The sequence below is a fragment of the Streptomyces sp. NBC_01460 genome (assembly GCF_036227405.1).
Classification (GTDB): domain Bacteria; phylum Actinomycetota; class Actinomycetes; order Streptomycetales; family Streptomycetaceae; genus Streptomyces.
Window position 1 is genome coordinate 8,462,326 of sequence record NZ_CP109473.1, and the last position, 23,601, is coordinate 8,485,926.

16 protein-coding genes and 5 pseudogenes are annotated in these 23,601 nt (G+C 68.3%); 9 read left to right on the plus strand and 12 right to left on the minus strand.

The window, feature by feature from the left end; translation table 11 throughout:
- Positions 1 to 66: 66 nt before the first annotated feature.
- Positions 67 to 480 (minus strand): hypothetical protein, encoded by a 414-nt coding sequence (locus tag OG488_RS37870; protein ID WP_329238027.1) that lies wholly within the window; start codon positions 478 to 480, stop codon positions 67 to 69.
- A 931-nt stretch (positions 481 to 1,411) separates the two neighbouring features.
- Here OG488_RS37870 and OG488_RS37875 point away from each other — a divergent pair.
- Together OG488_RS37875 and OG488_RS37880 are read left to right on the plus strand one after the other, a co-directional pair.
- Positions 1,412 to 1,639 (plus strand): hypothetical protein, encoded by a 228-nt coding sequence (locus OG488_RS37875; protein ID WP_329238030.1) that lies wholly within the window; start codon positions 1,412 to 1,414, stop codon positions 1,637 to 1,639.
- A 97-nt stretch (positions 1,640 to 1,736) separates the two neighbouring features.
- Complete coding sequence (locus tag OG488_RS37880; protein ID WP_329238032.1) at positions 1,737 to 2,321, plus strand: hypothetical protein; 585 nt, start codon at positions 1,737 to 1,739, stop codon at positions 2,319 to 2,321.
- A gap of 1,181 nt (positions 2,322 to 3,502) precedes the next feature.
- Here the strand turns inward: OG488_RS37880 and OG488_RS37885 are convergent.
- Positions 3,503 to 4,132 (minus strand): hypothetical protein, encoded by a 630-nt coding sequence (locus OG488_RS37885; RefSeq protein WP_329238034.1) that lies wholly within the window; start codon positions 4,130 to 4,132, stop codon positions 3,503 to 3,505.
- Positions 4,133 to 5,858: 1,726 nt separating this feature from the next.
- On the opposite strand from OG488_RS37885, the gene OG488_RS37890 reads away from it, so the two are divergent.
- Together OG488_RS37890 and OG488_RS37895 are read left to right on the plus strand one after the other, a co-directional pair.
- The gene (locus tag OG488_RS37890; RefSeq protein ID WP_329238037.1) at positions 5,859 to 6,596 is read left to right on the plus strand and encodes a dienelactone hydrolase family protein; all 738 of its coding nucleotides are present in this window, start codon (positions 5,859 to 5,861) and stop codon (positions 6,594 to 6,596) included.
- Positions 6,597 to 6,840: 244 nt separating this feature from the next.
- Positions 6,841 to 7,392, plus strand: coding sequence for a hypothetical protein (locus OG488_RS37895; protein ID WP_329238040.1), 552 nt, complete (start codon positions 6,841 to 6,843; stop codon positions 7,390 to 7,392).
- A gap of 113 nt (positions 7,393 to 7,505) precedes the next feature.
- Here OG488_RS37895 and OG488_RS37900 read toward each other — a convergent pair whose 3' ends face one another.
- The 4 genes and pseudogenes from OG488_RS37900 to OG488_RS37920 form a co-directional block, all read right to left on the minus strand.
- Positions 7,506 to 7,700 (minus strand): hypothetical protein, encoded by a 195-nt coding sequence (locus OG488_RS37900; protein ID WP_329238043.1) that lies wholly within the window; start codon positions 7,698 to 7,700, stop codon positions 7,506 to 7,508.
- 509 nt (positions 7,701 to 8,209) lie between these two features.
- The gene (locus OG488_RS37905) at positions 8,210 to 10,609 is read right to left on the minus strand and encodes a ricin-type beta-trefoil lectin domain protein (RefSeq protein WP_443074264.1); all 2,400 of its coding nucleotides are present in this window, start codon (positions 10,607 to 10,609) and stop codon (positions 8,210 to 8,212) included.
- Between the two features lie 1,871 nt (positions 10,610 to 12,480).
- A pseudogene (locus tag OG488_RS37915) lies at positions 12,481 to 13,363 on the minus strand (IS5 family transposase).
- A 22-nt stretch (positions 13,364 to 13,385) separates the two neighbouring features.
- Entirely contained in the window at positions 13,386 to 13,706 is a 321-nt protein-coding gene (locus OG488_RS37920; protein WP_329238045.1) for an STAS domain-containing protein, read from the minus strand.
- A gap of 168 nt (positions 13,707 to 13,874) precedes the next feature.
- Between OG488_RS37920 and OG488_RS37925 the strand changes: the two are divergent.
- Positions 13,875 to 14,413: pseudogene (locus OG488_RS37925) on the plus strand (DNA-binding protein); the annotation flags it as partial.
- Positions 14,413 to 14,988 (plus strand): transcriptional regulator, encoded by a 576-nt coding sequence (locus OG488_RS37930; protein ID WP_329238047.1) that lies wholly within the window; start codon positions 14,413 to 14,415, stop codon positions 14,986 to 14,988. The pseudogene OG488_RS37925 and the gene OG488_RS37930, both read left to right, overlap by 1 nt.
- A 243-nt stretch (positions 14,989 to 15,231) precedes the next feature.
- On the opposite strand, the pseudogene OG488_RS37935 reads toward OG488_RS37930, so the two are convergent.
- From OG488_RS37935 to OG488_RS37950, 4 genes and pseudogenes are all read right to left on the minus strand, one after another.
- Positions 15,232 to 15,369 (minus strand): annotated as a pseudogene (locus OG488_RS37935) (DUF5133 domain-containing protein); the annotation flags it as partial.
- A 98-nt stretch (positions 15,370 to 15,467) separates the two neighbouring features.
- Positions 15,468 to 17,261: a serine/threonine-protein kinase gene (locus OG488_RS37940; protein ID WP_329238050.1), complete on the minus strand. Its 1,794-nt coding sequence runs from the start codon at positions 17,259 to 17,261 to the stop codon at positions 15,468 to 15,470.
- Between the two features lie 595 nt (positions 17,262 to 17,856).
- Positions 17,857 to 18,558, minus strand: a complete 702-nt coding sequence (locus OG488_RS37945) for a Sua5/YciO/YrdC/YwlC family protein (RefSeq protein ID WP_329238053.1) — start codon at positions 18,556 to 18,558, stop codon at positions 17,857 to 17,859.
- Positions 18,555 to 19,826 carry a 2-isopropylmalate synthase gene (locus OG488_RS37950; RefSeq protein ID WP_329238055.1) on the minus strand — a complete coding sequence of 424 codons (1,272 nt, stop codon included), beginning with the start codon at positions 19,824 to 19,826 and terminating at the stop codon, positions 18,555 to 18,557. The genes OG488_RS37945 and OG488_RS37950 overlap by 4 nt, the downstream gene beginning before the upstream one ends.
- Before the next feature lie 292 nt (positions 19,827 to 20,118).
- Between OG488_RS37950 and OG488_RS37955 the strand changes: the two genes are divergently transcribed.
- Positions 20,119 to 20,919 (plus strand): class I SAM-dependent methyltransferase, encoded by an 801-nt coding sequence (locus tag OG488_RS37955; protein WP_329238058.1) that lies wholly within the window; start codon positions 20,119 to 20,121, stop codon positions 20,917 to 20,919.
- A 152-nt stretch (positions 20,920 to 21,071) separates the two neighbouring features.
- Here OG488_RS37955 and OG488_RS37960 read toward each other — a convergent pair.
- A pseudogene (locus OG488_RS37960) lies at positions 21,072 to 22,006 on the minus strand (winged helix-turn-helix domain-containing protein); the annotation flags it as partial.
- On the opposite strand from OG488_RS37960, the pseudogene OG488_RS37965 reads away from it, so the two are divergent.
- Positions 22,003 to 22,369: pseudogene (locus OG488_RS37965) on the plus strand (transposase); the annotation flags it as partial. The pseudogenes OG488_RS37960 and OG488_RS37965 overlap by 4 nt on opposite strands.
- Positions 22,370 to 22,396: 27 nt before the next feature.
- Here OG488_RS37965 and OG488_RS37970 read toward each other — a convergent pair.
- Positions 22,397 to 22,798: a hypothetical protein gene (locus OG488_RS37970; protein WP_329238062.1), complete on the minus strand. Its 402-nt coding sequence runs from the start codon at positions 22,796 to 22,798 to the stop codon at positions 22,397 to 22,399.
- A gap of 124 nt (positions 22,799 to 22,922) precedes the next feature.
- On the opposite strand from OG488_RS37970, the gene OG488_RS37975 reads away from it, so the two are divergent.
- Positions 22,923 to 23,546: a hypothetical protein gene (locus OG488_RS37975; RefSeq protein ID WP_329238064.1), complete on the plus strand. Its 624-nt coding sequence runs from the start codon at positions 22,923 to 22,925 to the stop codon at positions 23,544 to 23,546.
- Positions 23,547 to 23,601 lie beyond the last annotated feature (55 nt).

Sequence of the window (23,601 nt, forward strand, 5' to 3'; positions counted from 1 at the left end):
TCAACCCGGCCGTACTTGGGCGACTGCGATCAGGTTCCCTCGACTCCCACCGTACGAATCCGCATCCTAGGGGCGTGCGTCGAGGCGGTGCTGAATGCCTCCGTCCGGTCCGAACACGTCCATGAGGTACCCCTCTCTCAGATCCACGTTCTCTTCGCGTTTCAGGTAGTTGGTGAGCGAGACCTTCAGGCGGTCGAAGGGGGCAGCGTCCTCGTCCGCGTTGCGTGTCCACACAGTCAGTAACGGAACGCCATCAGGGCCGTCGGCGCGCTGGATGCCGTACACATCCTTGTTCCCGCTCGCCTTTCGGAAACGGTCGGCAAGCTGCATGGCGGGGCCGGGGGCGACTGTGGCGGTGGCGTTCGGCCGCGGGGGCTCGGTGGAGTGGTCCCTGGTGGTTCCAGAGTCCAGGGTGCAGCCCCCCAGCAAAGGCAGAGCTGCAGTGAACAGGACGGCGCTACGGCGGATCACTCTTCTCATGACGCCATCGTCCCCGGATGGTGCAGTACAGCGGAACCCCCGCAAGCACGGATGCAGTATTCCCGTCACGCAGGGCCTCCGGGTATGCAAGATCCAGAAGCCCTCTGCAGACCCAGATTCAAGCTCTGGCCGACCCGTGCACGCTCGGCCGCTCCAGGACATACCACCACCTGGTGCTCCTCCCGCCGGGGAACGCCTTGGTACGGCGTGGACAACAAGTCCTCCACCCGGCTCGATCGCCACCGCCGGGTCGTCGGGCGGACCGTGTCCTGGCGGGCCGGCCGCCGATGCCGACACCGTCGCCCAAACCCCCACCCACACCGTCGACCATGTCCAGGGCGCCGAGGCGGGGCGTGCTGATGCGGGCTGAGCCCGCTGAACGGGGCTGTCCAGGAGGGATGCGACGCAGTGAGCACACCGGACACCACAAGATCATCTCACTCCTGAACAGCAGTCCAGCAGTTGCAGGACAGTCTTGGAGACGGCAGGGCCTGGCCGCCTCTTCTGCACATGGCCGGCGGCGGGCCGAACGCGGAGACAATCGGGTCAGCCACTGGAGCGCGACGAAACGGGTGGCTTCGTGAAAGCCGGCGGCGGCGCGGTCGGTGAGGAGGGTGAGTGTGCATGGTTCGCCGTGGAAGTGCCTGGCCAGCAGTGCCTCCGTACTGAAACGGCGATTGTGCACAGCGCACGACCACCGGGGCATCCATGACGGGTCGCCACGTTTCTCCGGCCGTACGCGGCTCGGCCAGTCGTCTCTGCGACGCCGGTGCCGGACGCTCTTGGCGCGCCTAGGGATGAAGTGGGCTCGGATTGGTTGCCGCGTGTCAGGATAAGTGGCCTGTGAACGTATATGCGTCCGGGGGTAACAGCGATCGAAAGCACTCCGCTGGGACGCATACCCGCGCTCGCGGAGTCCGTCCGTCCGATCGTGGACGACGCAGGTGAGACAGTCGGCCGCTACACAGATCCCCGCTCCTGGACGGCACGCGGCTACGTGGCGGTCACCGGCGCCAAAAACCTGTACAAGGAAGGCGTGCGCTTGGCCTCCGACCCGATCGAGTACGGATCGGAGAAGATCCACGAACAGATCGATCAAGCACGGGAAAAGGCCGGCGACGTGCTCGGCAACCTCTCCGACGCCAACCCGTTTGGATGACACCGTGGACAACACGCCGCACACGCTCCTGGTCTCCAGGGTCAACCCCGTTCCCGTGCCAGAACCGCGACCGGCCCACCTGCCCCCCGACGCAGACATGACCGCAACAATCCGCCTCTCCGCGGCACGGCGCCCCGAGCACACCCCGGTCGCCCGGGTCTTCACCTCCCGCGCCGAAGAGCGCTCCGGCCGCCGGTCGTCGGCCCCGCCGTTCTGGATACACCACGGACCGGATGACACTCTGTGGTGCTCGGTCCGACCCGTCGCCCAAGACGTCTACGAGCTCTGCGCGACAGATGGCACCTCCACAGCACGCATCGACCGCCGCGCCGCCCGCATCCTGTGCTGGCCCCGGCGCGTCCGGTGGTCGGCGCGGCTCACCGGATCGCAACAGTCCGTGACAGGTTCGGTCGGCACCTGGTACGCATGGCTTCTCTATGTGGTGACCGCACCGCTCTTGCTCCTCTTCACGCTCTGCGTGATGGTCTATTCGCTGTTCGACGGCACCGCGGACGACAACACCTTCCGGAGCCCGGCCCGAACGCGCTGGCGCATCGCAGGCGCGGGCACGGTCCTGGACTACCGAGGCGTCAGCAAGACCTACCGCTACGCCACCCCGAGCCTGGACATCCGCCTCGCGTACGCCTTGGCGGTCCTCCAGACCTGGGACCGGGAGAACTGAGCACCGTGGATGACACGGCCAGAACCGGTGACCCCGCGGCAGTCGGCGATCGATGGTCGTCGCGGCTTGTGGCGGGGCGTCAGTGCGTCGGGGCGTACACCGCGGAGCTGACGCACCACGGCATCGTCGCCAACCGACTGCCGACTACCGGCGCGACCGTCTGCATGCTCAGACCATCCCCTCCAAGCCGAGCAAGACCTGACCGCGATCATCAGGCGTGTCCCACCCAGCCAGCAGGCATGCCGTGGATCCCTTGTTGTCGAGCGCGGTCAACCACCAACGAGCTCATCGTCTCCGCAGGCTTCTGCCACCGCCCGATGGTCTTCAGCGTGAGGACGTAGAGGCACATCGGCTGTCCAGTTGACGGGGGAGGCTGCTGCAGGTGCTCGGTGACGCGGAGCTCGTCGCCGGGACGAGCTCCGCGAGTGGCGAGGCAAGCAGGGAAGGTCAGCGTCGGCGGTCCCGCGCGCGGGTTCCGGCTTAGCTGGTGGGATCTGATTTCCGAGCGTTCGCCGTGCCGTAGCCAACCGGCCAGCCCGCAGGCCAATGTGGGTTCGGCGTGCCGTCATCGCTCATGTGCGCCCGCTGCCAGATCCCTTTCCAGTTGATCGGGGTCTCCGGTACGAACCTGTGCATCTGCCCGCACGGACATGGTGCCAGCACCCAAGCGCACCCACGGCACAGTTCGACCCAGCCGTGCCCGGTCGAGCTCAGCACTCGCGGCCCGTCATCCCCGCAAGCCGGGCAGCCTGGCGGCTCGGCACCGTCCAGAATCGCGTTCTGCCGCCGGACGTACTCGGACAATCGCAGCGACGGGTGGCGAAACGGGTCTTCGAACCAGGCACGTTCAGGGCTTTCCCACCAGCTCCGCAGCCACCATGGCCGAGGGTTTGGGATGGCCCGCCGCCCAGCCTGCTTCTCCGCCCGGCGCTGCGCGGCGTACTCGTCTGCTCGCACGAGCCACAGCTCCCGCGCCTCGTGCAGTTCCTCCACAGCGCGCGCCAGCGCGTCCGGGTCCGCCTCCAACCGGCGGGGGATCGCGGCGCTGAGCGTGAGGTGGTGGTATGTCGCCCGCAAGCCGTAAGGAGCGAAAACGGTGAGACAGGTGCGCAGCGCGCTGTGCCGCCGGTAGAGGGGGAGCCGAGCGTCGTGGACGCGTGCTCGGTGGGTCAGGAAGCTGGTCATGGTGTGAGCGCCGGTTCCCACGCCCGTGCCAGGGCGGCAGTGACGGCTGCAGCATGTGCCGGCCGGTGTGGTTGAGCCCAAGCTCCGGCAAGGCTGAGGTAATCCCGCAGGTCCTTCTGACCGTCGGCAACGAGCATGCGTACCTGATCAACAGGCAACTCGATCACCGGGCTGCCGTCCGTTGTGTAGGCGTCGAGCGTCAGCCGCCGGACGACGTCGCCGACGCGTTCGGCCACCGAGGACGGATCGTGGCCGAGGTAGGAGAAACCGGTGCCTTCGAGTATCTCCAGCCAGTCCCGCCAAGTCTCCGGACCGTTGCAGCAGCCCGGCTCGACGAAGACGGTTCCAGTGGTGTTGTCACTCACCCGGAACCCTGCGGCGGCGAACAGAGCCCACATGGTGATCAGCCCGTTCAGAAACGCGCTGAGCGGGCCTTTCGGGCACGTCCCGTGCTCCACCTCCGGCTCGAAGTGGTTGCAGGCGGCGATCTGCGTAACAGCCGTACCCACCTTCGCCGGACTGAGCTCCCCGTTCAGCACGAGACAGCCGTACGATTCGTGCTCGCCAACCGGCCGGAGCGCGAAGTCGTCGGCAGCGGAGTTCTCCAGAACGGGTTGCGTCACCATCACATGGGGATGATGCCGGACCCACCACTTCACCGCCACGGACTTTCAGCTGCTGCAACGTACTCAGATGTGGGCCCCCGCCCCCTACCGGTGCGGGATCGCGGAGGCCGGAGGCCGGAGGATTCACACGCTGCCGGCTTCGGCGATGTCGGCGGCCTGGCCGAGGATCCGTATCGGGATCCGCGCGTCGCCCGCGCGGAAGGAGTCGTTCCTCATCGAGGACATCGACCCGCCGCCTCCGCTCGCTTGGAGAGGGCGCCTGCCCCGGTCGGCGGCCGTCGGCCGGCAAGCAAGGCGGCTGCCCGGGGTCACTACCTGTGGGCCGATTCAGCTGGAGGACCCTCAGGACCCGGCCGTGCCGACACTCGCGCAACGCGGCGCGAGGAGAGCGGTCTGCCACGGAGTCACCTTGAGGATCGTCGGCCGCCGGGCTAGCGTTCGGGATCCAGCCAGCGCACCTTCAGGAAGTCGACATGCCTCGTCGAACACCGGGCGAGATCAGGTCTCAGCTGCCACTTCGGGACACAAGGCACGTCAGACGCACCGTCATACCGGGTCTGTCCGCATCGGCGAACCGACAGATTTTCCAGTTCGAACGCGAGCGCGGCCTCTCCAGAGGTGACGTCGCGATCGCATTCCGACGCTGGACCCTGCGGGCCGGTCGCCCCCGTGATGCTGAAGAGAGGCACTACGGATGGTCAGACGTCCCGACCGGGCACATCCGAACACTGCTGGAAGTGGCGGCATGGAACCTGCGGGCGCGTGCGCGACGTGAGCTGCGAGCCGCACTGGCCCCTGTCGACGCCCGCGCCCTTGACCGGACGGTAAACGACCCGTTCGCCCCAGAGCATCTGCACTGGTGGCACCGTCGCATCGAAATCTGACGCAGCGAGGACGCGTCTGACCCCGCCGAGCACTCTCCATTCGGTGAGTGCATGGCTTCGAGGTAATACTCCGCCCCGCTGTTCTGTGCGCACTGGGGCCAAACCTCAGGCCAGCGGTGTGCTGGAGAGGCTGAGAGGGCTGGGCAACGCGGTGATGAGTACGGCGTCCGCAGTGAGCACCCGCGTCGATGGCTGCCCCCCTGCGCCGGTGGAGCCGATCCATAGGACGGGTTCGTTTCGTCGGCGTGGTGATGCTGGACGTCGGTGTACGGGGCAATCACGATCAAGGGCTGGTCTCTTCGTCCGGCGGGGGCCGGGTGTCGGTCTTGCGCACTGTCCCCGGCGCTGTGCTCGGGCCGGGGACGGCACCCAGGCCGTCAGATCGGGTCGCGCTCAGAACGCCGTCTCGTCGGCGGTGACCCGGGGGTGAGGATCCAGGCGGCTCGGACGGCGGCGACGCCGATGACGGGGCTGGCCGTGGACAGGAGCGCGCCGGCAAACTCCTTGGTGATCTGGCGCTGGGGGAGGTGGGGCCATGGGAGTGCCTACCTTCGGCGGGTGATGGGTGCACAGTGGGCGCTCACGTACTGAACGGGTGGGGTGCTCACCGGTTCGCTCACCTCCCTTCGGGGTCACGGTCTGGCACCTGCTCGTGGTGAGTCGCGTGGGCCGTGGTGAGTAGCGGTGTGACCGAGCTGCGCGCCGAAGGGGCAACGGGATGATTTTGAAGCCCTGAGCGCTCGGCCCTCGTATTTCAGAGGGACACGAGAGACACCCACGCTGTTCTGCCAGCTGCAGAACACCGACCGGACCGGGCTCGACGGTCACTACAGTCCAGTCTCATGACGACGATCACGACGCGTACGGTCGAGTACCCGGCGGACGGTTTGACGATGATCGGGCACCTCGCGCTCCCGGCCGGTGTCGACCGCCGGCCCGCAGTGCTGCTCGGGCCGGAGGGCATGGGGCTCAGCGACGTCGAGCGCCGCCGGGCCGATGCTCTCGCCGAGCTGGGATACGTAGCGCTGGCCTTCGACCTTCACGGCGGGCGCTATTTGGGCGACCCCGAGGAGATGCTGGCCCGTTGCATGCCGCTGCTCGCCGACCCCGACCGGATGCGGGGGATCGGCCATGCGGCGCTCGACGTGTTGCGCGCCGAACCGCGGACCGACCCCGACCGGATCGCCGCCGTCGGCTACGGCACCGGGGGCGCCGTCGGGCTTGAACTCGGCCGCGACGGCGTCGACCTGCGCGCGATCGGGACAGTCAACGCATTGATCACGGGCCGACCGGGCGAGGCAGCGCGCATTCGCTGCCCGGTGTGGGCAGGGGTCGGGTCGGAAGACCCGATCATGCCGCCTGTGCAACGGAACGCGTTCACCGCCGAGATGCAGGCCGCGGGCGTCGACTGGCGCCTCGCGGTCTACGGCGGCGCCTTGCACGCTTTCCACCACCCGCCGGTCGACCACCCCACGGTCCCCGGGGTCGGCTACCACCCACAGCACGCACAGCGAGCATGGCGCGATGTCGTCGACCTGCTCGCCGAGTGCCTGCCCCTGACGGAGGATCCGGGGGCATGACCAGCAGCAAGGCTGAGGAAGTATCCGCGTCCGCCGCTGCGCTGGCTCGCGAGCACGCACTTGTCGCTCCGACCCGCAGGGGTGAATGCCTCCACCCGTAGTCGGCTGTAGGCGTCCTTCCAAGATCCGAACTCCGCAGGAGGACACCCACATCATGATCATCACTCAGGCCGGCTCCATGCCGAGAGAGTCCCACAGCTACGCTGATCAGGGCAGTCCACTGTGCGCAAGACCGGGGGAAACCGTGAACCGACCACTGCTGTTCCTCGACGTGGACGGGCCACTCAACCCCTACGCAGCCCAGCCGGAGAGACGTCCCGACGGCTGCACCACCCTCAGAGTTCCCCGGAACGACGCCCATCAGGACGGCACGGTCCGGTCGTCCCGACGACGCCCCCTGCGTGTCTGGCTCAACCCAGGGCACGGGCGAATGCTGCTCCAGCTCGGCTTCGAGCTGTGCTGGGCCACCACATGGATGGACGACGCCAACCGGTGGATCGCACCGGTTATCGACCTCCCGGACCTTCCCTTTGTCGACTTCGGCGACGCCCTGCTCCAAGAACGCCCTGATGGAGTCCACTGGAAGACCCGACTGCTGGTGGACTACGCGTGCGGCCGTCCTTTCGCCTGGGTGGACGACGAGCAGAGCGAGCTGGATCAGACCTACGTGACTGCCCACCACCCAGGACCCGCGCTCCTCCACCACGTCAACCCGCGGATCGGCCTACGGGAGAGCGACTTCCGCACGCTCGCCGACTTCGCCCAGTGCCTGGACACCTCACCATCCACCGGGTGAGCACCTCGCCAGCTCTTCAGACCGCTCCGCACTCGACGCCGAGACCATTTTTTGGGACGGTCTGAGTCGGTCTTCTTCGGATCGTGCTGCGAGGCCCCGCCGGGCAGGCGGGATCACATAGAGCCGAAGTACCGCGTCCACCACGTGGGCCGGGCTTCGAAGCCGAGTTCGGCCAGTGCCCGCTCCACAGTGGTGAGGTCGGCGAGGTCCAGTACCCCCTCCTCACGGGCCTCTCTCGTACCGAGGAAGGCCCCCGGGTCATCGGCGCAGGACTCGGCGAGGGAGCCGAACCTGCTGACGCAGACCACGATCCGTGTCCCGCGGACTGTTGCCTCGGCCGGCACGCGGACACGCCCGTACTCGCTGGAGAGCTGCGTGTCCTGCTCGAACTCGCACTGGACCCCCGAAGTCTGTTTCGAGCCGGCGCACCAGCCCGCCGAGCGCGAGGCTGACCGTGGCGCGGTCGTAGTTCAGCGGCCACTCCAGCCGCTCGGGATCGTCGAGTTCACGCAGGAGGGCCAGCAGCTCCGTCTCGCTCATCGACATCTGCCCATCCTGCCGTCCGGCGGGTGGGAACAGGGCGGCGGGAGAACCCAGCGACACGATCCGAACGATACGGCCAAGTGCAGGGGCCTCCTGGACCTGCTGTCTCGGGGCCGCAGACCCTGCACCACCTCGCTGGTGGAGACGAACGGGGCCTGCCACCAGCGTCGAATCAACGGCCGAGGGCGCCACTTGAAGCGGAGGCCGGCGATGTGCGCTCCGGCCCCCGCCCCAGGGGTCGCGTCTCACTGTTCAGATGCATCGGCCCGCTGTGCTACGGCAGTGCCCACTTCTGGTTGGGACCGGTGTGGCAGGCCCACAGATGGATCGGTGTGCCGTCGTTCCAGACGCCCCCGGACGCGTCGAGGCACTTGCCGGACTGCGGGTTGCGTAGAGTGCCGTCGGCCTGGGGCTGCCAGGTCTGGGCCGCACTGCCGTTGCAGCCGTAGAGCTGCACCTTTGTGCCGTCGGCAGTGCCGCCGTTGTCGATGTCCAGGCACTTGCCCAGGGCGCGCACGGTTTCGTCACCGGAAACCGTCCATTTCTGGGCTGCGGTGCCGTTGCAGTTCCACAGCTGGACCTTCGTACCGTCGGCTGTGCTGCTGTTGTCCACGTCCAGGCACTTGCCGTTGACCCCCTGCACCTCGCCGGTCCGGGAAGTCGCTCCGGGCAGCTGGTTCATCGTGTACCAGGCCTCGGTGCTCCAGAGCTGTTTGCCGTCCGTCGCGCTGAAGGGGCGGGCCGAGCGCACATGGACGACTCGGTCGGCCTTGAGCCCGGGGAGCGTCAGCGTGACCGTCCGACGGTCGGCGGAGAGGGTGGCCGACTGGGCGGTGAGACTCTCCTCGTCGACCTTGGGGCCGCCGTACGCCGCGGTCGGCACGTAGCGCCACTGCTTGATCCTGTAGTGTCCGACCAGGCTGGCTGCGGTCTCCGTCGACACTGGCTGGGTGTACTCCAGCTCGAAGCCGCCCGGCACCGCGCGCATGGCGCGGATGTCGAACGCGTCGGTCCCGTTCGGTGTCAGCTTCTGCAGACCGTAGCTCAGCTTGCCCTCCTGGCCCCAGTTTCCGCCCGCACCGAGTCCGCCTGCGTAGAGGGCGCCGTCCGGGCCGACGCTGATCCGGGTGACACCGGCCTCCAGCCCCTGTGTGAGGCGGAAGACCGCGCCCTGGTACTCGCCGCCGACCTTCTCCAGGAACGCGCGCTGGATGCCGCCGTACGTCACGTCGCCGAACAGCATCTGGCCGGCGAAGGGGCCTTCCTTCAACTGAAGAGGTGTACTCGGCGAGTTGGCGATCTCGTTCTGCGGAAGCCAAAGCACCGGTTTGGTCACCGGCCGGGAGTCGAAGGGCCCGGCCGGGTTCATGCGGTGGTTGAAGAAGCGGTCTTGCTTGATGTGCACCAGCTTCGAGGAGGGCAGCCAGCCGCCCTGATTGTCGGTGACGAACATGTCTCCGTCGGGGCCCCACCCGATGCCGTTGGGGGTGCGCAGACCGCCAGCGACGTAACTGACCGCTCCGTTCGCCTTGTTCACCTTGATCGTGGTGCCGCGGTTCGGTGCCGGCTGCGGGTCCGTGGTGGCGCCGCCGTAGTTGATCGACACCGACAGGTTCAGGTAGAAGAACCCGTCCTTGTACAGCAGGCCGAAGGCGAACTCGTGGAAGTTGTTGCCGAACGGCCAGGTGGCGATCCGCTTGTACTGGTCGGTGACGTCGTCGCCGTTGGTGTCGTTCAGTTCGGTCAGCTCGTGCTTCTGCGAGACGTAGAGTTTGCCGTCCACGAACTTGACGCCCATGGGCTCCTTCAACCCACTCGCGATCTTCTTGTACGTCACCTTGTCGGGTCCGGTGGCCCCGGTGACGTTGCTCAGCAGGTACACCTCGCCCGTGCTGTTGTCCGTGCCGCCCCAGGTGGTCACCGCGAGGCGGCCGTCGGGCAGCCAGTCCATGGCGGAGACCTGCGGTTCGAAGCCGGCCGGCCGTAGGTTCGTCAGGGTGTAGTTCGGGTGCACCCCGGTCAGGGGGAGGCCGTCACCGGGCGTGTCGAGGGCACCTTCGCACTCCTTGCGGCCAGGCGATGTGACGCGTACGACGCCGGCGTCGGTGCTCAGCACGGAGTTCGGGACGACGCTGAAGCCGGAAGCGCCCGGGGGTTTCCAGGAGAGCGTGATCTGCTGGCCACCACCCGCCTCGAAGTGCTCGATCCGCAGGGAGTGGTAGCCGGCCGTCAGCGAGACCGTGCCGTCCTCGGGCAGGTCGGAACCGTGCAGCCCGTCGTGGTCGATGACCAGCTTGTCATCGACATAGAGGCGGGAGCCGTCATCGCTGGCCAGCCGGAAGGTGTGACTGCCGGCCACGGCGACATTGAGATTCCCGGTGACCTGGGTGACGAAGTTGGACGCAAGCCCGAAGTCTGCGTCGGTAGTCCAATTGATCACCGACATCTTCTTGTCGATGTTCGGCGTCTGCCCGGGCTTGAGGGTACAGATCGTCTTCAGCGACGCCTGCACGTCGAAGACGCGGAGCGTCACACCGGGCTCCTGCGGAGGAAGAGCCGCGGCCTCCGGGGCGGCCCCGCTCGCGGGGAGCGACAGGCCGAGGGCCAGTAACGGAACGGTGAGTGTGACGGCCAGACGTCTGCCGAGTCGGTGGGAGAACAGCCGTGGATACACGTGACCTCCTGCAGGTCCCCCGAGGCCGGGGAACGTAGATGGGCAAGGTGCAGAATCCACCGCCGCCGGAGCGCGCCGTCGTTCCGGATACGGAGAGTTACGGATATGCGGAAGGCGATCCGTGAGGCACGTTCCGTCGCCTCATCGCCGCGTCGCACACAGTAGGGACTTCTCCTGGGCGCGTCCATACTTTGTCACGCGCGAGCACAAAGTTCTCGGCACACTTCATGAACTTTTCTTCCACGAAACCGCCTTGGGATCACAGAGGCAGATGCGGATCATTACTCCGGGGCCCATCCGGCCGCTTTGTCCCTCTGCTGGAGAAAGTTACGGCCATGTGCGTCAAAGGGGTATCTGACGCGTGAAAAACCTAATAGCTTCCTGCCTTGTACCGAACGACAAGGGCGGAACGCCTCCTCCGGAGCACCTCGGCCCGACGGCGTGCGCCTGTGCTCCAGACCTCACCCTTCACCACACGGAGGATGCGCGTGTACAGGAGACTCCCCCGACCCCTCACGACGCTCGGCTGCCCCTTGCTCGCCGCCGTGGGCACCACCAAGGCTGCAGGGAAACCGGACGTGTACGCGCACGACGAGGATGGTCTCCAGGCGTGGGTGTGAGGTGAGTTCTCCCCGAGTGAGCACCCGCTTGACTTCGTTGGCTCCGCTGAAGACGGCCCCGACGAAACCGGCCGGGAGATCGGGCCGGTGACGGTGGCGGGCGCGACGCCGAAGCGCCCGCCGCCGACACGGATCGCATCACCGCTGACAGCCGCACCCTGGTGCAGGGGCTGACCGCCGGCCCGGGCGGCTTCGAACGCGACAGCATCCGCACGCCCGGCGGCGCGGAGCTTGCCCCACCAGCCCGACGTTGCCGAGCAACGTGACCGCACAGACCGCGACGTACACGGCGACCCCGCCGTCATCACACCGCGTCCGGCTCGAGAACGCGACGCGCCGGCTCAACCGGACGAGGAGTCCTCTCGGCATCTCAGCCCTCCCCGGATCGATAGGCGTCGGCCACTGAACTGAATCTGTTGGAGAGCGTCTTGGCCCCAGGGTGCCAGGCAGCAGCAGATCGGAGAACGTCACGGTGCAGTGCACGGTGACGCTGGTGCAGCCGACCTGCCCGATCGGCACGCTCAGTCCTGAGGCGTCGATGGCGTCGATTCCCTGCGCATCCACAGTCGGTTGGTCGAAGCCGAGTTCAGCGGCGGTCGGGCGCTTGACCGATGACCGGCCGTTGAGGAAGGCGCTGCGCGAGCTGGTTCCGCTCCGGGGCGAGCCGCCGCAGCTCGCCCTCGGCCGTGTCTGACAAGTGCTGCGTGAGTGAGAGGGCTCTGATGTATCTGATGTGCGCCGGCCCCGTTGTGTGAGGGCGGGCTCGGACCGTTTCGATGCGTGGCGGCCGCTCTAGAAGACGTGCACCATCAGCACGACACAGAGGGCAACTCCCACCAGGCCCGCCATGTCGTAGTGCTTCCAGAATGGTTTGCGGGAAGCGAGTGCCGTCTCCGCGCGTCCAGGGGACATAGGGTCATAGAGGACTGCAACGCTGTCCCCTTCTCGGGTGCCGGCGGGGACGTGGTTTCCACCTGCACTGTGTATCCGCGTGACACCGTCTGGTGTCGTGTACCTCAGAAGGAACTGCGGGCCGCCTTTCCCACGCCAATCACGATCGAAGCACCGAGCGATGACCTCGACGCCCCGGGAGCGAAGCGTCAGGCGTCGCCGCATCTGCCAGACCACGACCAGCAGTAGAAATATTGCGACGCCGTCGTAAGCGATCGTGTCCTGCACCCTCAAAGCTCCCCAGTTTTGCAGTGGCACTGGTGAGCATTCAACCAGTCGTCGAGAGCCTCCGGGGCTGCGTTACGGCTCGCGAAGCCAGAGGATGAGTGAGGCGAGGTGAAGCCCCGCGTGGTAGCGAGCGGCGAGCTTGTCGAAGCGGGTCGCGATCGCCCGGAACTGCTTGAGCCGGGCGAAGCAGCGTTCGACCACGTTGCGGGTTTTGTGGAGCGCACGGTCGAAGGCTGTCGGTCTGCCGCCCCTCGCCCCTAGCCGCAGGCTGTTGGCCTTCTGGTCGGCCCGTTCCGGGATCACGGCCTGGATACCTCGCCCGCGCAGGCCCTGGCGGATCGCCTGGGACGAGTACGCCTTGTCCGCGATGACCGCGTCGGGTCTGCGTCGGGACCGCCCGGCACCGGTCCGGGGCACCCTCAGCTCGTCCATAACCGTGTCGAAGACGGTGGAATCGTTCACGTTGCCGGGCGTGACTACGACGGCCAAGGGCAGGCCCCGGCCATCGCAGGCGAGATGGATCTTCGTGGTCAGCCCGCCGCGGGACCGGCCCAGTGCCTGGCCAGCCGACATGCGTGCCGGATCCTCCAGTTCGTCCCCCGCCGCGGCCCCTTTCTTCGGGCGCCGGCAGCGTGCTCATGGGCCCGGTTGATCGTGGAGTCCACCGACACCGTCCACTCCACGGCTCCGACCGAGTCATCGCGGACCTGGACCTGTTCGAGCAGACGGGTCCAAGTGCCGTTCGCCTCCCAGCGGGCGAACCGTTCATAAGCCGTCTGCCACAGCCCGTAGCGTTCCGGCAGGGCTCGCGACGGGGCACCGGTCCGCAACCGCCACAACACCCCGTTGATCACCTGCCGGTGATTCGCCACGGCCGCCCACGACCATCAACACCCGGCAACAGGGGCCCTATCCGCTCCCACGCCACATCCGTCAGCTCGCCACGACCTGCCACACGATCAATCATCAGACAGGTCCTAGTGCGCGAGAGCGTCCTCGAGGGTGGGAAAGAGCCGTAGTACGGCGTTGGCACCGACGATGTGGAACAGCCTGCTCACCGCGGGGGAGGGAGCGGCGATCCGCAGGTCGGTGCGGTGATGGGTGGCGAGGACCAGGCGCAGGAACGTGGAGTCGGCGAAGGTGATGTTGCTGGCGTCCAGAACGACACCGCAGCGCTGGGCTATTGCCACCTCGATCTCCGCCTCCAGGGGAGCGAGGGTGTTCAGATCGAACTCCCCCTGGGGCGCGAGCACCGGCGGCGGCGCGGGACGGGAACGAAAGCGGTCGGACAACGTCACCAGGTGATTATGTCCGCTCAAGCGCGTGGGATACCTGGCGATCCCTGGAAGCACGTCATGCAGCCCATTCCAGTCCGAGTGCGGCGAGCGCGGCGAGTCTGTGGCTGGGGAGTTTGGTGCGGCGGGTTTTGTTGTTCGTGAGGAACACTCCGAGTTTCACGGGGTGTTCATCTGCCGGACCCGATCGGCGATCGCGACGACCCGGAGCCCTCTGGATCACCAACAGCACACTGCGGCTGCTCCAGCGCCTCTCCGGCCCCAAGTACGGCCTCACCGACGCCCCGGTCATCCACGAGTCGTGGACCTCCGGCGCGACGGAGAACTTCCTGGACGTGTTGCGCAAGCTGCTGTCCGCCGCCCGTGACGAGGCGATCGAGAACCGGGACACGCTGACCCTGGAGTACGTCAAGGCGATGTACAGCAAGTTCATCTCGACGATGGGGGAGTCCATCCACAACCGCGAGATGGTGCGCCCCGACTGGATGCACATCATCCACTCCCAGGCGTACGCCAACCTGTGGGGCAAGGCCTACAAGGCGCACCTGGCCGGTCTGGATGTGGTCGCGATGATGGGCACCGACGAACTCCACGTCACCGGCGACTGGCGCCAGGTGTTCACCGAGGGCCGGGGCGTCTCCCAGATGAAGATCAAGCACGGTGACGCCAAGGCCTCCGGTGAGTACACCGTCGGTACGGTGGGCCACTGATGGCCGGCCGCTGGATGGACCTGGGCATGTACAACGCCCGGGGCCTGGCGGGCGCGGACGCGCTCGGCATCGCGATCGAGCAGATGGTGACCGGCATCGCCTCGCCCGTCGACAGTGAGCGCGGCCTCGCGGCCCGGCTGAACTACCTCACCAGGACGGATGCCGGATACGAAGCGATGGACCGCGCCGGCATCCACATCTCTCCCCGCACCCTGATGGCCTGGCTCGCCGAGGAGCGGATCCCGAACAAGGCGAACCGGTCCCGGCTGGATGCCGCGTACTGGGATCTGCGGCGCCGCAACGTGGCCGCCGATCTGAAGAAGCGGCTCAACAACCACGGCCGCGGAACCCGTGTCGAGATCAACCCCGTCGACCAGTCCCGCGTAGAGAGCAGGCACCAACGGGACCTTTCCAGCCGCAGCATCAGCGTGCGCGGCGTCTGGGACCGCGCCGTCGACGCCTGGGTGAACGACGACGTCGACGAACTCGACGCCATCTGGGACGACATCATCCAAGACCTCGGCTCCGAGTACGACGCGTACAGCAACGTCTCCTCGATCGGCTGGGCTGCCTGAGCTTGTTCTTCGACCTCGTTGACCCCTGCCCGCGTCCGCCGTGCCTCTCGGCGCCTCCGCCCGAAGACCGACTGCCCGGCCGGAGACCGAAAGCCTCCCGCCCCGGACCGGGCCGGCCGTAAGCGAGAACATCCGCCCATCCCACGCCACGACGTGCACGGCCGGCGAACCAGGCTCCGCGAAACAACGAACGAGGAAGTCGATGGAACCCCGTCCGTGCCCCCCAGGCCAAGGAGCAAGCCAGGGGTGTGCGCCAGGTAGCTGATGGCACGCGGCGACCGAGGCGGCGTCGAAGTCGCGGGTGCCGGTGGATACGCAGAGCGTGAAGGCGGTGTCCGAGCGCCCTTGCGTGGACGGAGCGGTCGTGTCGCCATCGCCGGACGATTTTCACGAACCGGCCCCCGACCCCGCGACTGAGTCCCACCCCGCAAGGGACCCGCCGTGCCGCACGCCGAACGAGCCCAAGACCGGACGATGTACTACTCGTCGCCCTCGGCTTCCGCCGCGTTGCGCCAGATGCGCACGTCGATGGTGACGTACGAGCCTGGGTCGCTCTCGCCCGACCGCCCTCGGTAGGTGGCCACCGCCACATGGCCGGCATCACTGAGCACGCAGATCTCCGAACCGTTGCTCAGCTGATCCAGGCCGATCTTCTTGGCGTAGCGCGTCTCGGTGCGGCAGGTCTCCAGGGAACCCTTCTGCGTGTTGTGCAACAGGACCAGTTCGCCGTTGGCGGTGCCGATCGATGCTTCGTCCAGGAAGCGCACGACGCCGAAGTAGAGATCTCCGTCGTCGTAGGCGGCGTCCTCGCTCTCGAGCGGGCGGGGCGGGCTGTCGGCGAGCATGATCTTGTAGCCTTCCGGCACGTCGATGCCGTTGTACGACACCGGCTCCGGGTCTGCCGTGGGCTGTTTCCCGCCTGAGGACGCGCCGTCCCCCGATCCGCTACTGCTGGTGCCACGCGGCGAGTTCGCTCCGCTGCCCTTGTCGTTGCTGCTTCCGTCAGGCAGTAGGGACCTGATGACTCCCAGGACGACTAGGGCGCCCACGACGGACGCGGCCACGATGAGCCCGGTCCGCTTCTTCGGCTTCCGAGGTGCCGGTGTCAAGTAGGGAGCCGGAGTGATGGGGTGCGGTGTGTGATACCCCGGCCCGGGCGGGGAGTACGTCGGGGAACCGGGTGCCGGGGTGGGGTAGCCGGGGTGCATCGGGTGTCCCGGCGGAGGCACCGGCCCCGGTACACCGGGCGCGCTCTGCGTCGGGGCGGAGGACACGGTGGAACCGGTCGGTGTGTACGGGGCGCCCGGCGGGGAGAACTCGGTCGGCGTCGGAGCGGCGGCGGGTGGCGGCGGGGTCTTCGCCGGGTCCGGCAGCCGAAGCCTCTCGGTGATCGATCCGGCGACCGCCTGCGGCAGCCAGTCCTCACCCTGGCGCAGAGGGACGGGTGACAACTCGTGGCACAGCTCGATGATCTCGGTCAGGCTCGGCCTGCCGGCCGGGTCGCGGACGAGGCAACGGGACACCAGCGGCAGCAGCTCTGCGGGCAACTGGCTGAGGTCGGGATCCTCGTGGACGATGCGGTAGAGCACCGCGTGCGACGGCCCGTCGCCGTAAGCGGGAGACCCGAGCGCCGCGAAGGCCGTGATCTGTCCCAGGGCGAAGATGTCGGTGGCCGGAGTGATCGTGCCGGCCGATGCCTGTTCGGGAGCCATGAACGCCGGGGTGCCCACGCTGACGCCGGTGCCCGTCAGCGAGGTGGCGTCAGCCGCGCGGGCGATGCCGAAGTCGATCACGCGAGGGCCGTCGGAGGCCAGGAGCACGTTGGCGGGCTTCAGATCCCGGTGGACGATGCCCGCTCCATGGATCACATGGAGCGCTTCGGCCACCCCCACGGTCAGCAACAGTACGCTGCGCAGGGGCAGTCCACCGTGCTGGGCCACGGCGTGCGCGAGGGAAGGGCCCGGCACATAGGCGGTGGCGAGCCAGGGCTGAGCACCGTCGGTGTCGGAGTCGATGACCGGCGCCGTGTACAGCCCCTGCACCCGTTGCGCGGCTCGGACCTCCTGCGTGAACCGGCGCCGGAACTCGGGGTCCTCGCTGAACTCGGGCCGGATCACCTTGAGCGCGAGGGGACGGCCGCCCGGCGTGTAGGAGAGATACACCTTGCCCATACCCCCGGAACCGAGCACGGCAGCCAGGCGATATCCGCCCACAACCACCGGATCGCTCTCCCCGAGCGGCTTGAAAAGGTTGGCAGAAGGTGTGTTGCTCATGATTGATCATCCCCTGTTTACGGCAGGTCGGCCCCTGCCGAAGCCGCGAAGCCAAGGGGGAGCGTATCGACTTCCATGGGTCCCCTCGGCCGCGTCCCGCAACGTTTCCGCCACGGATCATCCTGAATCCGGCACATCGAATGAGGCTGACGGCGGTCACTCCTTCGGTCCGCTGGATGGTGAGCGCCACGCCCGCGCCCCTGTAACCGGTTTCTCCCTCAAGTAGGGATTGCTCCCATGTGCCTGTGACGTCGCGTCGGTCGTAGGGCTGCCGCGCGAGGGCCTGGATCCCCGCAGGGGTCCTTCGGTGTGGTCCGGCCCGTGTGCGGCAACGGGTCCGCCCCTGGGCGTTCCGGGCCTGTCCGGCGCCCGGAGCGGGAGGTCCGTCGCTGGTGCCGGAGACCCGTCCCCTGTCCCGGCTTCCGTGACCCCGGCACGTTGAAGGCTGCGGCGCCCGGGGTGGGGGCCGAGCTGCGGCCGCGCCTGGTTCTCGAGCACCGCCGCGTGGAGCGTGGCGCGGGTGGCGGCGCAGCGCAAGGGTCTCTGCGCTGCGCCGTTCCTGCCCGGCCGTATGTCCCTTGTATCAAGGTGCCGCTCACCCGGCGGTGTCCCTGTATCGGGCCCGCAGGTGGCCCAGGTAGGCGTCGGCGCCGCTGTAGTTCTGGTCCTGCGCTCCGCTCCGGTGGAGTTCGATCCGGCTGTCAGGGCGCAGGCGCACGGTGGTGGTTGCCTGCCGCGCAGTCGTCCTGACCGCGGCGGTGGTGTCCGTGGAGGCCGGTGTCTGCAGCACGGGGACGGTGGTGGGGAACATGGCCAGTGCTTCCTCGGTGGTGGCGGCGGGTTGGTGTCCGGTGCGGTTGGCGCTGGAGACGTACAGCACCGGATGCTCGTTCAGCAGAGACCGCAGAGGCTGCCAGCGAGCACCGAACAGCAGCACCCAGCCATCCTTCTGCGCCGGGGCCAGCCAGGCCGGACCTCCCGCGCCAGGCCTGAGCGGCAGAAGGACTGTGAGGTGCGCATCCCCGAGCAGCAGCCGCGCCAGCAGCCTGTCCTTCGGCGTGAGGTCCCACAGCCGGTCGAGCGTGTCCAGGGTGTCGGAGTGATGGGCCCACAGGGCGACCGGCTGGTCGGCGTCTCGTCCTTTGACCTGGTTGACGGCGCGGGGGCGGGTGGCGGTGACGACATGGGTCAGGGGCGCCGGGTTGGGCAGGACGACCGCTTCGCCTGCGGCGAGAGATTCGCGCACGCTGGTGAAACCGGCCGGGCGCCGGTATGTGGGGTGGGCGTCGGAGGTCACGGCTTGCTCCCAGCAGCAGCAGCGGTATGGGTGAGGCCGTCGAGGTACATGGCGAACGCGGCGTCGTCGATGACGGACCGCCCGGTGGCTAAGGCCCGTCTCTTGACCCACGCCATCGCCGCCCGCACCTGGTCCCCATCGAGAGTGTGGCCGAGGCGGGCGGCGACGGCGGTGACCACCCGGGCGCTGGCCAACTGGGTCAGCACCGCGCGCGGCTCGATGCCCAGGACCTGATGGGGGTCGAAGGGCTGGAACAGTTCGGGGTGGACGAAGGGCGTACCGGTGGAGATGGTGCCCACTCCGGTACCGACGATCGGCGTGGTCACCGACAGCGGCACCCCGGTCTCCTGGGCCACCATCCGCGCGATGCCCGGCAGCCGGGTCAGGTCCGGCTCGGTCCACCACGGCTCAGCCTCTGAGCCGAGGAGTTCGGGTGCGTGCCGGGCGAGGAGGAACAGCAACTGCTCGGTGGCAACCAGCCCGGCGCGCTCCGCGATGCCCAGCCAGGAGGAGGAGATCACCCGCACCCCGGCGGCCAAGGCCTGCAGACTGTTGGCCAAGCCCAGGCCGAGATCGTTGTGCAGGTGCGAGGCGAGCACTGTGTCCCCGCCCGCCGCCGCTCCGACCGCTATGAACATCTTCCGGCAGGCGTCGGGCAACTGGGCACCGACGGTGTCCGCCAGGACGACCAGTCCGGCGCCGGCGGCGGTCAGCTCCCCGGCGAAGGAGCCCATCAGTGCGTGGTCGGCGCGGGAGGCATCGGCCAGGCACACATCCACCGCCACCTCCTCGTCCAGGTCGCGGGCCCGCTTCACCAGATCAACCCCCGCCTGGAGGGCTTCGGCAGCCGCACGGTGGACCATCACCCGTGCCATCGCCTCCGACGCCGGCACCACCACCATCACCCGCGCATGCCGGCTGCCCCGCACCGACGCCACCGCCTGCTCCACATCCCGCACGGCGCCACGGCACACCGCCGCCACACTCACCGCGCCCTCCGCCTCGACGGCGACCTGGCGCACGGCCTCGAACTCCTCCGCACACACCGCGGGAAACCCGGCGGCGAACACCACATGCCGCACCCCCTCCCCACCGAAGACCCGGCCTGTCTCCACCGCCAGCCGCACCCGGGCCCTCGCCGACATCAGGGTCTTGGCCTGGGCGCCGTCCCGAGCCGATTCCTCCCACAGCACCACCCGCCCCGCCACTGCTGACTCGCGCACCACATCCACCGGCACCGAGACCCTCCCACCGTTCTTGACGATCACCGCTCCATGACGGTGAAGGAAGCCAGACAGCTGCCTTCAGCCACGATCACCGCGCACAGGCTCCGGGCACAGGAAGTCCCGTGCGGGACCACCCCAACGAAGGAACGTCTCTTCACCGAAACGCCCTGCAGTGCTATAGAGGGCGAGAAGACGCCCTTGGGAAACCGGGTACGTTCAGAAGCCCGATCCGACAGGGAGCCCATCAGCCCCGAGAACGCGGACTGCCTTGCCGCGATCAACGCCCCGGAGCCATCGGCGGAACTGGTGCGGTGCAGCACATAGGGTGCGGAGTATGAGCCAGACGCCCGTCGACCCCGTCGCACACAACCGCCTCGCCTGGGACCGCGAGGTGGAAAAGGGCAACGAGTGGTCACGCCCGGTCGGCCCCGACGTGATCGCGAAGGCGCGGGCCGGCCGGTGGTCCATCGTCCTGATCGGGTACGAGCCGGTCGACCCGACCTGGTTCCCGCCGGAGATCGCCGGTCGCGACGTGCTCTGCCTCGCCTCCGGCGGCGGGCAGCAGGGGCCGGTGCTGGCCGCGGCGGGCGCGCGGGTGACCGTCTTCGACAACTCGCCCCGCCAGCTGGCGCAGGACGAGATGGTCGCGGCGCGGGAAGGGCTCGACCTACGCACCGTGCTCGGTGACGCGCGTGACCTGAGCCCGTTCCCGGACGCCTCGTTCGACCTTGTCGTCCACCCCGTCTCCAACCTGTTCATCCCGGAGCCGGCACCGGTCTGGCGGGAGTGCCACCGCGTGCTGCGTCCCGGCGGGACGCTGCTGTCCGGCTTCCTCAACCCGGACGTCTACCTCTTCGACGCCGAGTCCTTGGAGGCGCGCGGCGAGCTGAAGGTGCGCCACCGTCTGCCCTACAGCGACCTCACCCACCTGGAGCCCGCCGAGCGGGAACGGATGTGGGGCCTCGACGCGCCGGTGGAGTACAGCCACACGCTCACCGAGCAGCTCGGCGGGCAGATCGCGGCGGGCTTCGCCATCACCGGCTTCGCCGAGGCGCCGCACCACTCGGAGGCCACCGCAGGCTGGCTCTCCGGCTACTTCGCCACGAAAGCGGTCAAGGCCGGCGCCGTTCACTGACCCTCCACCGGTCCATCCAGGTCAGCAGTGAGGCCGGCGGGCGGCTCGGTCAGGGGGCAGCGGCCCTGCTGGTACACCCATCGCGCACACCCCGGCCTCGGCGACCCCACGGCGCTCATCGCCCCGGCAACCATGGGGCCGTCGCTGAACCCTCAGACCGAACCGGCGACCAGTGCCTCGCAGAGTGGGGTGCGCCGGTAGAGCACCGACCGTCCGGACCGAGCGCGGACGAGCAGCCCCGCGCCTCGCAGGATGGCGAGGTGGTCTCCTACCGCGCCGGGCGCCATGGCGAGGCTTCGGGCGAGGTGGCTGGTACTGGCCGGGGAGTCCAGCGCCAACAGCAACCGGGCTCGGGCCCGGCCCACCAGAGCGGTCAGCGCGTCCGGCTGGGGGACGGTCTCCTGCTCGCCCCACAGGGCGGCGGTGCCGCGTGCACGATAGACCAAGGTCCTGGGCCAGGGGTCTTCCAGGTGGGCTGCGATATGCCCGACGACGACCGAAGGGATCAGCACGAGACCGTCGCCGGCGAGGCGGACTGTTCCGCCTCGGAAGAAGTCGATCTCGATACCGCCTGCGTGCCAGGCGATGCCCGGGTGCAGGCTCTCGATGGTCGCGGCCCATCCGTGTTCGCCGATCACGCCCACCCGGTGCACGACATCACGCTCACAGATCGCGCGCAGTTGCGGCCGGTCCGCGGCGAGCAGCTCGTGCCACGCCTGGTCCATCGCCTCGGCGATCCTCGAGACGGCGTCCGTCGAATCCAGCACCGCGCGTACGCGGGGTCACGGGTGGACGGGCCGGTCGCGGAGGTCGCGAATTCGCGGCTGGCCACTTCCGGCGGCGTGGCCCTGATCATGGCCAGGTCGTCTTCCCAGGTCTGGTTGAGACCGCGCGGGGGCGGGGCGACGAAGTTCGGTCCGCCGTGCGGGGCCTGCAGAGCGAGCGCGGCGTCCAATTCGGTCTCGCGGCGCAGCCGTTCAAAGGCCGGAAGGAGCCGGGCGGCCCAAGCTCGCGGCAGCGGCCGGCCCTGGCCGATGAGCGAGCGCAGCAGCAAGGAGAGATCCAGCGCGGGGGAGAGCGCGAAGCGCCGCCAGCGTCTCCGACAACGCTGGCGGAATCCGTCTGCTCTCGAACATCGCCGAAGGCCATCCCCGCGTCACGAAAGCCCGGGCTGACAGCGGATCCCGCATCAAGGCCATCGACCACGGCGCCCGCCTGGGCGTCGATGTCGAAGTCACCCGGCGCGACTCCGCCAAGAATGGCTTCAAGGTGATCCAGCGACGCCGGGCCGTCGAGCGGACCTTCGGCTGGCTCGTGCACCGCCGCCGCCTCGCCCGCGACTACGAAACCCACCCACACCGCTCCGAAGCCATGATCAACATAGCGATGATCGACCTCATGACCCGCAGACTCACCCGACGAATCAACCCGCAACTGGCGCGACAGCTGAACGTCGGCAGAGTCGGACTTCGGTGAATCACAGGAGGGAGGGCCACAGGCTGACACTGTTCCGCTCCACACGAACCTCGACCCACGTTCCATCGACAGCAGTCGATGGCGGCGGGTCGGCGAGGTCGAACAGGATGCCGGTTCCAGCTACTTCCAGCATGGCCCCGCCATCGCCCATCAGGCCCAGCCGTCCCCGAAAGACGATCCGCCTGCCTTCCTCCTCATGCACCCTCGGCGAGAGCGAAAAGGCCGGTCGAGTGTTGCCGCCCCAGGCGATGTCCTCTTCAACAGCCCACTCCACATGATGCTCGCGCCCCACTGCCGTCGGATCGCCGCACCAGAACGCTGCGGCGGCACCCACCTCCGCGCGCACCCGAACCGTCGCGCGCCCGTCTGCGGCCTGCCCCACCGCTTCCACTTGCACCAACACCCCGCAATCATCCATGACAGCGCTACGTTCTCAAACACTCGTGTCAGGACAAAGCGCTCTTTCGGTCACCCTGAGGAGTCCCAGCCGCGGGAACCGAGCGCTCGGGGCCGTACGTCTCCCGTGCATGTTGACCATCCTGGGGATACTCTTCGCCGTCGCGCCCGCCGTCGTCTGGCTGACGATCACCCGCACCCGTTCCGTCGGTCTCGCGATCGGCGGCGCGCTGCTCGCCGGTGCCGGTCTGCTGATCAGCGTCCAGCAGAACTGGATCGACGCTCCCAGGCCCGACGCCCATCTCGTGTTCATGGCTCTCGCGCCCCTGCTCATCGCCTGTGGCGCGGGACTGGAAGGACGGCACGAGGACTCCCCTCCCGAAGAATGGATCTCCCGCCGCAACGGAGCGATCGGCTTCCTGGGAACGCAGTTCGCCCTCACCCTCGCGGTCGGCCTCCTGTACGCCCTGATGATCAGCGAAGGCTCGGACGCCCCGTCGTCCAAGACCCTCCCTTCATTGCCGCCAGGCATCACCATGGTTGAAGAAGGCACCAGCTGCGGTTCCGGGGGCTGCTATCGCGTCGCGACCGTCACCAGTGAGGACGGCCTGTCCCACCCGCAGATCATCCGCCAACTGGGCCTCCAGCATGAGAGCTGCCGCTCCAGCGGCTGGCTCCTCGACTGGCGTGACGTGTGCGTCGGAGCCAGGGACGCCGGCGAGAACGTCACCATCTACGCCAGCTGGGGATACTGAAAGAGCAGATCGTCCCTCAGACGCGGCGAATTCCGGGCGTCGCCATCGGTCGATT